Raw genomic sequence first — 12,404 nt, 5'->3', positions numbered from 1 at the left:
TCCTCCGCACGAGTGCGTGATCGCGCGCAGGCTCGGGAACCTGTTCCGGACCGCACATTAAAAAGCCCCGCCTCGCGGCGGGGCTTCGTCAGCGTCGTGATGCGCTAGCCGAGATCGCTAGTCGACCTTCAGGCCGGCGAACTCAACGACCTTCTTCCACTTTTCGGTCTCGGCCTTGATCATGTCGCCGAACCCGTCCGGCGTCTGCACGAGCGGCTCGCCGCCGAGCTCAACCAGGCGCTTGGTCATGTCGGGCTCCTTCATGATGGCGTTGATCTCGCCGTTGAGCTTCGCGATGATCTCCTTCGGCGTGTTTTTCGGCGCGCCCATGCCGAACAGCGCGCTCGCCTCGTAGTTCGGAACGGTTTCCGCGATCGCCTGCACGTCGGGCAATTGCGAGGATCTGTCGGCGGTGGTGACGCCGAGCGCGCGAAGCGAGCCGGAGCGGATGTGCTGGATGATCGAGGGCATGTTGTCGAAGATCACCTGCACCTGACCGCCCAGCATGTCGGTGATCGCGGGCGCTGCGCCGCGATAGGGCACGTGCTGCATCTTGCAGCCGGTCATCGCCATGAACATCTCGCCGGACAGATGCACCGAGGTGCCGTTGCCGGAGGAGGCCATGTTCACCTTGCCGGGATTGGCCTTCACATACTCGATGAACTCGGCGACGTTCTTCGCCGGCACGTCCTTGTTCACGGTCATCACGTTCGGCACGCGCTGGAACGAGGCGACCGGCGCGATGTCGCGCACGAAGTTGAACTTGAGATTGGCGTAGAGCGAGGCGTTGATGTAGTTGGCCGGGTTGACCAGCAGCAGCGTGTAGCCGTCGGGCTCGGCATTGACGACGGACTCGGTGCCGATGTTGTTGCCGGCGCCGGGCTTGTTCTCGATCACGAACTGCTGGCCGAACTTTTCGGACAGCCGCTGGCCGATCAGCCGCGCCAGGATGTCGGTGGCGCCTCCCGGCGGATAGCCGACGACCCATTTCACCGGCCGCGCCGGATACTCCGCCGCAAAGGCCCTTGAGAACGGCGCGGTTGCAAGCGGACTGGCGGCGAGCAGGCGCAGCGCGGTGCGGCGTGTGATCATCTGAAGTCGTCTCCCGGTTTGTTGTTCTTGAAGGCAGCGCGTTGTAACAAAGCGCGCCAGCGACGAGAAGTGCGCTAGCTGCATCGCGACGAAAGGATAAGGCATGTCCGTCAAGGTCCAGGCCCTCGATCACCTCGTCATCAACGTCGCAGATGTCGCAACTACCGCCGAGTGGTACCGCAAAATCCTCGGCATGGAAGTGAGGGTGTTCGATCCGGGCGGCGGCAAAGCGCCGCGGACCTCGCTTCAGTTCGGCAACCAGAAGATCAACGTCCGGCCGCGCGATGCCGACAGGGTGGAGTGGTTCACCGCGAACCACGCGACTGCCGGCAGCGAGGATCTGTGCTTCCTCACCACGGCCACGCCCGATGAGGTGGTGGCGCATCTGACGGCGCATGGCGTCGCGATCGAGGAAGGCCCGGTGGAGAAGCAAGGCGCCCGCGGCACGCTGCGCTCGGTCTATTGCCGCGATCCGGACGGGAGCCTGATCGAGATTTCGTCGTATGAGAATTGAAGCGGGCTGGCGTTCATGAGGTAGATCGTCATTCCGGGGCGGTGCGTCAGCACCGAACCCGGAATCTCGAGATTCCGGGTTCGTGCTTCGCGCGCCCCCGGAATGAGAAAGTGGGAAGTCAGAACGATCCCAGCGCCACCGGGCGGAAGGCCTGCACGAGCTGCTGGTCCAGCTTGCCGGCCATGCCCTCCAGCATCGCGAAGGCGCGGGAATGGGTGAAGGGCATGCGGTAGGCGCGCTTCTCGACCAGCGCCGCGTAGATGTCGACGATGGTCGTCAGGCGGACGATGTCGCTGATCTGGTTCGACGAGAGCTTGTTCGGATAGCCGCTGCCGTCGAGGAACTCGTGGTGGTGCAGCACCACATCGAGCATTTCCGGCGGAAAGCCGCCTTGCGCCGCGAGCGCCTCGTAACCGCGGCGCGGATGCTGGCGAACCTCGTCCATCTCCTCGTCGGTGAGCTTGCCGGGCTTGTCCAGAAGCTGTGACGGCACGAAGGCCTTGCCGACATCGTGCAGCAGAGCGGCGCGGGTCAGGCGGCGCTGGTCGTCCTCGCGCATGCCGAGATGCTGCGCGAAGGCAACCGCAAAGCCGGTGACGAACAGACAGTGCCGGTAGCTGCCGACATGATGGCAGCCGACGGTGGTGAGCCACTCGCGCAGCGAGGAATGCTTGATCGCCTTGAGGATCTTGCTCTCGGCGGCGATGACGTCGTCGAAGGTCAGGGGCACGCCGAGCGGCAGCTTCTCGAACATTTTCGCCAGCACGCCATGCGCCGCCTCGACGCCACGGTTCAGCGTCTTGCCGCGATCGCTGGCGTCGTAAGTGGTGGTGTCCGGAAACGCGGCGCGGATGCGCTGCAAAATGGCCTCGGGTTGCAGTGGCCGCGAGATCGTGTCGGTGGCGCCCAGCGCCCACGCCTGCATGGTGCCGTGGTGAAGCGCATCCGCCAGCACGAACAGACGCGGCATCGAACGATAGGCATCGCCGCGCAGCTTGTTGCGCACCCGCTGCACGCTCTCGGGCGAGCGCAGGTTGATGTCGACGACGATGCCGGAGAGATCGAGCGCCGGCTGCTCGGGGATCTCCTCAGTCGAGACCGTTGCGACGTCGCCGACGGACTGCAGGATGTGGGCGAGCTCGCTGCTCTGGTCGCTGCGGTCGGAGGCCAGGAGGAGCCTGCGTTTGGCGGCGGGTTTGGCTGAGGCGGTCATGGCTTCCCCAAAAGCAACTGAACAGGAAACTGAAAAGAGCACTGCGCTCGACTGCACCACCCTAGCGGCATCAGGTTCTCCGGCCCTTAATGCGCGTGCTGAACGGGAACCTGCGGGGTTTGTTAAAGTTTGAGGGATTTTGCCGAGGTGCCGACGGCTCGGCCAAAAATGTCGAAAACAACCCCATGCAAAGTAACGCGGCAGTCGCCGAAGCCATTTGACAGGTCGGCCAAAGAGACCGTGCTGGATGCCAACCCCACTCTCGGCCGTCATCACCCCCGAAAGCGGGTGATCCAGTATTCCAGCGACAGCGCGAGGATACGGAGAGGCCGCGGCGTACTGGATGCCCCGCTTTCGCGGGGCATGACGTTGAGTTTGTGGCAAGGCCGAGCGCAAAAACAAATCCGCCGGAGGTTGCCTCCGGCGGATCGTCTCGATGCAATTTGCGGCCGGCCTTACGCCTTCATGTTCGCCTTCACGGCTTCCGCCGTGATCGGCAGCGCGCGGACGCGCGCGCCCGAGGCGTTGAAGATGGCGTTGCCGATGGCCGGGGCGACCACCGTCACCGCGGGCTCGCCGACGCCAGTCGCCTTCTCGCCATTGGCGATCACGGCGACCGCGACTTCCGGCATCTGGCTCATGCGCAAGGGCGTGTAGCTGTCGAAGTTGGTCTGCTCGATGCCACCGTCCTTCAGCGTCGCCTTTTCGTACAGCGCAAGCGACAGGCCCCACAGCGCTGCGCCCTCGACCTGGGCGCGGATGTTGTCGGGATGCACCTGCGTGCCGACGTCGGTCGCCACCGTGAGCTTCTTCACGGTCACGGCCCCCGACGGCGCGACGGCGACATGCGCGACGCATGCCGTCCAGCTTGCGGTGGCGCGCTCCTGCGACGACACGCAGGCCACGCCCATGCCTTCTCCCTTGGGGAGCTTCTTGGTGCCGTAGCCGGCAAGGCCCATCGCGGCGAGCAGCGTGTTGCGCAGCCGCTGAGCGCCGCCGTCGTTCTTGCCTGCGCCGTCGAGCAGCGAGATGCGGAGCTGGGCCGGATCCTTGCCCGTCGCAGCCGCGATCTCGTCGATCATGCTTTCGACGGCCCAGAAGGTCCAACCTGGCGCCACCGAGCGGAGCTGACCGGACGGAGTGGCGTTGTGCGCCATCTCGTTCTTGATCGCCCGCACATAGTGGTTGGGCACGGTGTAGAAGAAGTCCGACCCGTTCACCGTGAAGCTATCGAGCGGGCCCTTCTGGTCGACCGAGGGTGTCAGGAAATCGGGGATTCCCCAGCGCGCGGTCGGCCAGGCCGAGACTACGTCGTGGCTGATCGCGGCGATCTTGCCGTCGCCGTCCACGCCGGCCTTGACCTTCTGGTAGGTGAGCGGACGCGAGAAATCCATCGTCATGTCGTTCTCGCGCGAGTAGATCACCTTGACCGGCTTGCCCACGGCCTTGGCCGCCTGCACCGCCGGCACCATCATGTCGGCATCGAGCCGCCGGCCGAAGCCGCCGCCGAGCCACATCTGGTGCATGACCACGAACTTCGGATCGATCCCGGCGGCACCGGCGGCGATCGCGCCGGAGCGCGTTGCGAACTGGTTGCCGGAATAGATGTGCAGGATGTCGCCCTTGAACTCCGCGGTGGCGTTCATCGGCTCCATCGGCGCGTGGATGTTGATGTTGGTGGTGTATTCCGCCTCCAGCACCTTGGCCGCCGAGCCGAACGCCGCGTTCGGATCGCCGTCCTTGACGAAATACTGTCCGGAATCGTCGAGGCCCTGGAGCCGCTTCGCCTCGTCCAGCAACGACTGGCTCGACAGCTTTGCGTTCGGACCGCCGTCATAGGCGATCTTCAGCGCGTCCGCCGCCTTGCGGGCCTGCGCGTAGGTGTTGGCCACCGCCACGACCCAGCCCGAGGTGGTCTGCGTCTTGTCGTCGACGATGACCGCCTTGATGAAGCCCGGCACTTTCTTGGCATCGCTGTCGTCGACCGATTTCACCGTGGCGCCGAAGCGCACCGGCGGAGTGACGACCTTGCCGTAGGCCATGCCCGGCAGCATGACGTCGATGCCATACTTGGCCGTGCCGTTGGTCTTGGAGGGGATGTCGAGCTGCGGCACCGACACGCCGATCATGGTGTACTGGTCCGGCGTCTTCAGCTTGATGGCCTTGAGATCGTCGGCCGTGAAGGTCTTGGTCGCCTTGCCGCTCTTGACGATATCGGCAAAGGTCATCTGCTTCTTCGACTTCGGATGCGAGATCACGGAGTCGCGCACGACCAGCTCGTCCTTGTAGAAGGGCGGCAGGCCCATCGCGGCGGCCGCAGCTTCCGTGAGCGCAATGCGGCCCGCGGCACCCGCACGGCTCATCGCGTCGAAGTTCATCATGGTCGACCAGCTGCCGCCGGTGATCTGCGCACCCAGCACGGGGTCGTTGAACTTCGGATCGTTGGAGGCGAGTTGCACGCGCATGTCGCTCCACTTTGCGCCCAGCTCTTCGCAGACGATCTGCGCCATGGTGGAGGCGATGTGCTGGCCCATGTCGGCCTTGCCGCAGGTCACGGTGACGAGACCTTCGGGCGAGATCGAGTACCAGACGCTCGGCTCGAAATTCGAAGGCGCGGCAAGCGCCTCACTGACGCCGGGGACGCCGGCATAGCCAAGCACGAGGCCGGTGGCCGCAGTGCCGACCAGGAACGAGCGGCGGCTGAGATCAGTCGTCTCGGCGGTGACGTTCTTTACGTGCTGATTCATGTGGGCCTCCGCTCATTGCCGGAGGCGGACGCGGTGCGCATCTCGGATGCGGCACGCATGATCGCCTTCTGAATCCGCGAATAGGTCATGCAACGGCAGAGATTGCCGTCCATATGCGCGACGACCTCTTCCTTGGTCGGGTTCGAGTTCTTCGACAGCAGCGCTGCGGCCTGCATGATCTGACCGGACTGGCAGTAGCCGCATTGCGGGACCTGCTCGGCGATCCACGCCTTCTGCAAGGGGTGATCGCCCTTGGCGGAGAGGCCTTCGATGGTGGTGATCTTCTTGCCGGCGACGTCACCGACCATGGTCTGGCACGAGCGGACGGCTTCGCCGTTGACGTGCACGGTGCAGGCACCGCACAGACCGGCCCCGCAGCCGAATTTCGTGCCGGTCATCTGCAATTGCTCGCGGATCGCCCAAAGGAGCGGCGTATCGTGCGCCGCATCCACGGACATACTCCGCCCGTTGATGGTGAGAGTAGGCATGGTTTCTTCCCCTGCCGGTGCATGAAGCCGCTTACGGCGGCAACTTGTCTGACCGAAACCCACCGGGCTGGCGTCGGCCTTGGGCGCGAGAATGATCGCGTTCGTTTGCCGAGGCAAATGCAATTTGGAAACGATCGAAACAAACATGATGCTGGCATCACCGTTGTGCGTTGCCACAACGATCTGACGCAACCGCCTGACGGAATAAGCGTAAAATTCGCATGACGCATGCATGCCGTCACGCTGAGGCAGTTTCCTCGAAGTAACTCATCACGCTAGGATGTTCGACATCAACACAGGTGGGCGCGATGCCACGGATCGATCGGGACGGAGTTGCCATCCACTACGAAGTCCACGGCAGCGGGCCGCCGCTGCTTCTGACCCACGGCTATTCATCGACCTCGGCGATGTGGCATGGGCATATCGATGCGCTCGCCAGGCACACCACGCTCGTGCTGTGGGACATGCGCGGTCACGGCCAGTCGGATTATCCCGACGACCCCAATGCCTATAGCGAAGCGCTGACCGTCGGCGACATGGCCGGGGTCCTCGATGCGGTCGGCGCGCAGCGCGCCATCATCGGCGGGCTGTCGCTCGGCGGTTACATGTCGCTCGCCTTCTATCGCGCGCATCAGAAGCGCGTGCGTGCGCTCCTGATCGTCGACACCGGTCCGGGCTTCAAAAAGGACCATGCGCGCGAGGCCTGGAACGCGCGCGCACGCGCCACGGCCGACAAGCTCGACCGCGAAGGTCTCGAGGTGCTGACATCGGCGACCCGCGAGCGCGCGACCGCCAGCCACCGCAACGCCAGGGGGCTTGCGCTCGCCGCGCGCGCATGCTGACCCAGCGCGACGCGAAGGTGATGGAGCTGCTGCCGGACATCGAGGTGCCGTCGCTAATCGTGGTCGGCGCCGACGACACCCCGTTCCTCGCCGCGTCCGACTACATGGCGGCAAAAATCCCCGGCGCACACAAGGTCGTGATTCCCGCAGCCGGGCATGCCGTCAACATCGATCAGCCGCAGGCTTTTGTTGACGCAGTGGTCCCCTTCCTGAAAAATCTGCCGCACGAGGCGGGCCGCGAAGGGACCTGAACGATGAAGCCGACGATGATGGCAACTGTCGCGATAGTGCTGGGCATGATGACGGCCGCGGCGCAAGCCGAGCAATGGACGCCGCCGCGCCTACCCTTCGTCATGACATTGTCGAACACCACGCCGCTGGCCTTCGGGATGGATGCCACCCAGGCGGCGCAGGCGCTGGGCCAGCCGCTGCAATATGTTCGCGGACGCCCCGGCAACGAGATCTACCTCGCCTTGCGCAATCTCGGCGGCAGCCGGCTCATCCCCCACCGCCACCGCCTGTTCCTGCAATTCCGCCATGGTCGCCTCGCAGGCTGGAAAGAAGACTACGGCGAGAACTGGATGTGGGAGTAGAACCGCGACTCTCACTCCTCATGGTGAGGAGCGCCGAAGGCGCCTCTCGAACCATGCAGCCTCCGCTGAAGCAACAGGGCCTTCATCCTTCGAGACGCGCGCAAGAGCACGCTCCTGAGGATGACGAGTCGGAGCGGTATTCTGGATCAACAACCAACAACGAAGGACAACCTCGTGGGACAGGACATCCAACTGACGGCCTCCGACAATTTTCAGCTTGGCGCCTATCGCGCCGACCCCACCGGCGCGCCGAAAGGCGCGGTGGTGGTGATCCAGGAGATTTTTGGGGTCAATCATCACATCCGCTCGGTGTGCGACCGGCTCGCCAAGGAAGGCTATGTCGCGGTCGCGCCGTCGATCTTCGATCGCACCTCGCCCAATTTCCAGTCGGGCTATTCGCCCGACGAGATCGCCGAGGCACGCAAGTTCGTCGTCAACCCCGACTGGTCAGCGATGCTGCACGATACGCAGGCCGCGATCGACGCGGTGAAGAGTGTCGGCCCGGTCGGCATCATCGGCTTCTGCTTGGGGGGCAGCATCGCCTATGTCGCGGCGGCACGGCTGTCCGGCCTCTCGGCCGCGATCGGCTATTATGGCGGCGCCGTCGTGCGCTTTGCCGACGAGAAGCCGAAGGTGCCGACGCAGCTGCATTTCGGAGAGAAAGACGCCGGCATTCCCCTGACTGACGTCGAGACCATCAAGGGCAAGCGGGCGGACGTCGAGGTCTTCATCTATCCCGGCGCTCAACATGGCTTCCACTGCGACGAGCGCGCGAGCTACGACAAGACCAGCGCCGACATCGCCTGGCCGCGCAGCATGGCGTTCTTTGCGAAGCATTTGAAGTAGAGCGCGACTCTCTCACCGTCGTCATTCCACATTGCGCACTTGCGCAATGGGGATGCGCGGACAGGCGCAGGCCCGGAATCCATCGCGCCTCAGAGATCGTAACGAAATGGATTCCGGGCTCGCGACTTCGTCGCGCCCCGGAATGACGGAGGGGGAGGATCGCGTTTGCCTTTGCGGAAATCGGGTGGGCGATGACTGGTCCTGGCGATAGAGCTGTTTCAAAGCCAACTCATCTCGGGACATCGTCATGCAAGACACCATGCGCCGCGTCATCCGCAACCCGTTCGGCACAATGGACGTGCCGGAACCCAACGACCATGACGTGATCACCTATGCCGCGACGGCGACACTCGGCGGCGGCGAGGACGACGGCAACGCGGCACAATGGGCCTCGATGCCTGCAGCATCCGATCCTCTGGACGGCGCCTGGGCGAGCCGGTGGAGCGGCGGCGCCGATCCGACCATTTTGGGCGATGCGCCGGACAAGTGGAAACAGGGCCGCGCCGAGCTCCGCGTCGCGGGGAACCGGATCTATCTGCGCTTCGATTGGGACGATGGCCGAAGGCACGGGCTCATCGATGCCGTGCGCGACGGTGCAGATCGCCTGGTCGGAAAATACATCAACCTGACGGACCCCGGCATCACGCGGCCATGGGTCGGGCGCGTGGTCGACGCGGCGCGCATCGACGGATGCTTTCCGAACGGGCGACTTGATTTCAGGCGGTGAGGCGCGAGTTGTGACCAAGCCGTATATTCACACGAGCAATGGGCAGAGGCGCGCAAGCTTCACCTGCCGACATTCACCGTGCTTGCGCGAAAATATCTCCAAGACCTTGTCAGCCAGGGCGTTGCCGAGATCCGCATTGTTTTGCGCGGAGAAATGGATTCCCATCCAGACCGCCTGTTGGGATCACGCGTCCTGCGTCGAAGAAGTCGACCTTCATGAAGTTGGCCAGAGACCTGTACTGCGTCGCAAGCTCCACCGTCTTCTCGCGCCCGCCCTCGAACATTCCCTGGAGCCAGGGATCGGCTACCGGCGCAAGTGGAGGCGGCACCACGACGCGCACCTGAGGGGCTCCGTAAACCGTGCCTACGCCACCCGTCGACGTGAGCACCTGGCCGACCAGTTTCGACATGCCGACTGCAATTTCATATGACGTGCGATGATAGTAACTCTTCGCATCGTTCGTTCCGAGCATGATGATGACGAGGTCCAGCGGAAGGTGACTTGCCAGCGCGGAGGGCAGATAGACGGATCCGTTCAGACGCGGATCAACGGGATCATCGATCGCCGTCGTTCGTGCACTCAGACCTTCCTCCACGATCTCGTAGTCGGATCCAAGTCTGGAGGCCATGATCCCCGTCCACCGCTCTGGATAAGGGAATCTTGTCGTTGGTGCGCCCTCGCGAACGGCAATCTACCCCCACGTCAGAAAGTCGCCAAAACACAGGATTCGCCTGGCCACGAGAACCTCGCTCAGTTGAACTTGGAATGGATGCTGTGAAAGATTGCGGCGAATAGAACTATGGGCGCCGAGTCGTCATCACCTACCTCCGGCGCCCCGTGCGGGACAGGCAATTCGGTCTCCAATTGAAGCATAACAGGTCGACGCCCGGCTCGAGTAGATTTCCTATCTTCATATATCCGGTCGTGCCCTATTTCGGCGATTCGAACCCGTGTCGCTCCAGCAACCGTGTCCGGATCTCGACGAGGCGCGCGGCCACTTCGCCGATGGGCCAAATCCAGACAATTGCAACAAGCTCAACGGCGCTGCCACTTTCGTCATGACGGCCGCGAACCGTAATCAATAGCAGAGTAGCGACAGGCCCCGAACCGGGAGCGGCGCGTGGAGTCCGCAAGCTCTCTGTTTACCTCGACCGTGCCGCACTTCTTGCAGGTGTAGAGGCGTTGCAGCAAGGGGCGCAGTCGTGACATGCGGCAATGCGCCAGCTTGCGCCAAGCTTTTCATGGTGGCTGAGGCATCTCGCAAAGAAACGGCTAACCACGTTGCGACGGCTGCAGAGGGGACTGCATGGAAAGACCAATCAACCAATGATAGCGTCTGTATCCCAAGATCAACCAAGGGGAACTGTCGTGCATGGAATGACCAAGCTTCGCTCTTGGTTTCTGCCCGCCGCTGTGTGGATCGTTCTCGTCGGAGCTTTCTTCGCCTGGTTTACGCTCACAGCACGCGGTGGTGCGCCGTACTGGTTGGTGAGTCTGATCATGTCCTGGTTGCCGTTCCTGGCGCTGATCGGCGTTTGGCTGTGGTTTTCGCGCAGGAATGGGCGCGCAGCATCCGGAGCGAGTTGGGTCGATCTCTTCGAGCAGCAGGTTGTGGAAACCCAACGCACGAACGCATTGTTGGAGAGGATCGCGGCGGCTCTGGAAAAGCCGTCTGCCGGTTAGCCCGAACATCGGTGCGTCGCGGAGAGAAGAGGATGCGCTCTAGGATTTCTGCGTATGCCTGGCTGGCTGCCTTGGTAATCGCAATGGCAGCCGCCGTCAGCCGGCCCGCGGCAGCCGGCGATCGACAGGACTGTTTGAACGGATCGAAGGAAACCGCTGCCGCGACCATCGCCGCCTGTACCCGTGCGATCGAAAGCGGCGACTACGATGACCAAGGCCTGTCCAACTTGTATCATGCGCGTGGCTATTCCTGGTCGTGGACAAGTCTCGCCGATCGCGTCGACCGCGCTTTGAACGACTACAACGAGGCGATCCGGCTCGAACCGAAAGCCGCCGGCTCACTGCTCAACAGGTCGCGTATCTACAACCAGCGGCACGACTACGATCGGGCGATAGCGGACGTGAACCGGGCGTTCGAAAGCGGTCTGTCGGACTATGGAAAGCGCGTCGGATACGGCGAGCGCGGCGACGCCTATCAGGCCAAGGGCGACAACGACCGTGCCATTGCCGACTATACCGACAGCCTCGAACTCGATGCGAACAACAATGTCGCCCTCACCGCCCGCGGCAACGCCTACTATGGCAAAGGCGACCTTGATCGCGCAATCGCCGACTACGACCAGGTGATCGCGCGCGACCCGAAATATGCGGTCGCATATTACAACCGTTCCCTCGCATACAGGGCAAAGGGTGACCTCGATCGCGTCATCGCCGACTGCAGTCAGGCGATCGCGCTCTATCCGAGATACAGGGACGCCTACTACAACCGCGGCTACGCTTATCAAGCCAAGGGCGATATTGACCGCGCCATCGCCGACTACGATCAGATGATCGCGCTCGATCCGAAAGATAGCGACGCCCATAGCGGTCGCGCCAGCGCGTACCTGACCAGGGGCGATTTCCGCCGCGCCATCGCGGACTTCGGTCAGGGGCAGGCGCTATCCTGGCTCGCCACGATAGGCCTCTTCGCGGTGGCGGGCTGGCTTTGTTCCCGATTAGGTTTGCATGCGCGCAGACGCTGGTCCGGCCGGACGATGATCGAGATGTGCGAACAACAGACCGTCGACATGAAGCACAGGAATGCCGCCCTGGAGAAGATCGCGGTAGCTCTGGAGAAGCACATGTCGGCTTAGCTCGGGTTTCCTGCAGGACGGTCAGGCGCGACTTGTTGCGGATATTCGTGTGCGGCGGCCCACCCGTGTGCGGCGGCGACGGTTTCCCCAGAGTATTTCCGATAGTGAGCCGGCATGCGTGAAGAAGACTAGACGCTGGAAATTGATACTGTCCGCTAGACCTGTCAGTGACCGCTAATGGCATGGTCCGGCCGTGCTCCAGCCCCGCCAGTGATCGAAGCTGGTTCGGGGCACCGAAAAGGAGCGCGCCATGTCTCAGAAATCTAGCAGCGCAATTGCCGTGGTTGGTATCGATATCGGCAAGAACTCGTTTCACGTCGTAGGGCACGATCGGCGTGGTGCGATCGTACTCCGGCAAAAATGGTCGCGTGGCCAGGTCGAGGCGCGACTTGCCAACCTGGCGCCGTGCCTGATCGGGATGGAGGCTTGCGTCGGCGCGCATCATCTCAGCCGCAAGCTACAGGGACTCGGCCACAATGCCCGGCTGATGCCAGCCAAATACGTGCGGCCGTATAGCAAGGGACAG

Annotated in this window: 11 protein-coding genes and 2 pseudogenes; 8 read left to right on the top strand and 5 right to left on the bottom strand. The window is 63.3% G+C overall.

Annotated elements, in window-relative coordinates; all coding sequences use genetic code 11:
- Nucleotides 1-117: 117 nt before the first annotated feature.
- Nucleotides 118-1,092 (bottom strand): tripartite tricarboxylate transporter substrate binding protein, encoded by a 975-nt coding sequence (locus tag YUU_RS0119735; protein WP_027523947.1) that lies wholly within the window; start codon nucleotides 1,090-1,092, stop codon nucleotides 118-120.
- A gap of 103 nt (nucleotides 1,093-1,195) precedes the next feature.
- On the opposite strand from YUU_RS0119735, the gene YUU_RS0119730 reads away from it, so the two are divergent.
- Nucleotides 1,196-1,606, top strand: coding sequence for a VOC family protein (locus YUU_RS0119730; RefSeq protein ID WP_027523946.1), 411 nt, complete (start codon nucleotides 1,196-1,198; stop codon nucleotides 1,604-1,606).
- Nucleotides 1,607-1,724: 118 nt separating this feature from the next.
- Here the strand turns inward: YUU_RS0119730 and YUU_RS0119725 are convergent, their stop codons facing one another.
- The 3 genes from YUU_RS0119725 to YUU_RS0119715 form a co-directional block, all read right to left on the bottom strand.
- A complete protein-coding gene (locus tag YUU_RS0119725; RefSeq protein ID WP_027523945.1) occupies nucleotides 1,725-2,819 on the bottom strand; it encodes an HD domain-containing protein in 1,095 nt (364 codons plus the stop codon).
- Nucleotides 2,820-3,274: 455 nt separating this feature from the next.
- Nucleotides 3,275-5,566 carry a molybdopterin cofactor-binding domain-containing protein gene (locus tag YUU_RS0119720; protein ID WP_027523944.1) on the bottom strand — a complete coding sequence of 764 codons (2,292 nt, stop codon included), beginning with the start codon at nucleotides 5,564-5,566 and terminating at the stop codon, nucleotides 3,275-3,277.
- Nucleotides 5,563-6,054, bottom strand: a complete 492-nt coding sequence (locus YUU_RS0119715) for a (2Fe-2S)-binding protein (RefSeq protein WP_027523943.1) — start codon at nucleotides 6,052-6,054, stop codon at nucleotides 5,563-5,565. Before YUU_RS0119715 ends, YUU_RS0119720 begins: the two co-directional genes overlap by 4 nt.
- 308 nt (nucleotides 6,055-6,362) lie before the next feature.
- Here YUU_RS0119715 and YUU_RS51215 point away from each other — a divergent pair.
- From YUU_RS51215 to YUU_RS0119695, 4 genes and pseudogenes are all read left to right on the top strand, one after another.
- Nucleotides 6,363-7,147 (top strand): annotated as a pseudogene (locus tag YUU_RS51215) (alpha/beta fold hydrolase).
- Between the two features lie 3 nt (nucleotides 7,148-7,150).
- Nucleotides 7,151-7,489: a hypothetical protein gene (locus YUU_RS0119705; protein WP_027523942.1), complete on the top strand. Its 339-nt coding sequence runs from the start codon at nucleotides 7,151-7,153 to the stop codon at nucleotides 7,487-7,489.
- Nucleotides 7,490-7,663: 174 nt separating this feature from the next.
- Nucleotides 7,664-8,335, top strand: coding sequence for a dienelactone hydrolase family protein (locus YUU_RS0119700; protein ID WP_027523941.1), 672 nt, complete (start codon nucleotides 7,664-7,666; stop codon nucleotides 8,333-8,335).
- A gap of 247 nt (nucleotides 8,336-8,582) precedes the next feature.
- A complete protein-coding gene (locus tag YUU_RS0119695) occupies nucleotides 8,583-9,062 on the top strand; it encodes a hypothetical protein (RefSeq protein ID WP_035662825.1) in 480 nt (159 codons plus the stop codon).
- A 109-nt stretch (nucleotides 9,063-9,171) separates the two neighbouring features.
- On the opposite strand, the gene YUU_RS51210 is transcribed toward YUU_RS0119695, so the two are convergent.
- Nucleotides 9,172-9,690 carry a GDSL-type esterase/lipase family protein gene (locus YUU_RS51210; protein ID WP_245288052.1) on the bottom strand — a complete coding sequence of 173 codons (519 nt, stop codon included), beginning with the start codon at nucleotides 9,688-9,690 and terminating at the stop codon, nucleotides 9,172-9,174.
- 749 nt (nucleotides 9,691-10,439) lie between these two features.
- Here YUU_RS51210 and YUU_RS61260 point away from each other — a divergent pair.
- From YUU_RS61260 to YUU_RS51200, 3 genes and pseudogenes are all read left to right on the top strand, one after another.
- Nucleotides 10,440-10,745 carry a hypothetical protein gene (locus YUU_RS61260; RefSeq protein ID WP_245288051.1) on the top strand — a complete coding sequence of 102 codons (306 nt, stop codon included), beginning with the start codon at nucleotides 10,440-10,442 and terminating at the stop codon, nucleotides 10,743-10,745.
- A gap of 83 nt (nucleotides 10,746-10,828) precedes the next feature.
- A complete protein-coding gene (locus YUU_RS55145; RefSeq protein WP_051389806.1) occupies nucleotides 10,829-11,878 on the top strand; it encodes a lipopolysaccharide assembly protein LapB in 1,050 nt (349 codons plus the stop codon).
- Between the two features lie 250 nt (nucleotides 11,879-12,128).
- A pseudogene (locus YUU_RS51200) lies at nucleotides 12,129-12,404 on the top strand (IS110 family transposase); the annotation flags it as partial.

It is taken from the genome of Bradyrhizobium sp. Ec3.3 (genome assembly GCF_000472925.1).
Lineage (GTDB): Bacteria > Pseudomonadota > Alphaproteobacteria > Rhizobiales > Xanthobacteraceae > Bradyrhizobium.
Note: the sequence above shows the minus strand (reverse complement) of the source record. Positions and strands in the feature narration are given on the sequence as shown.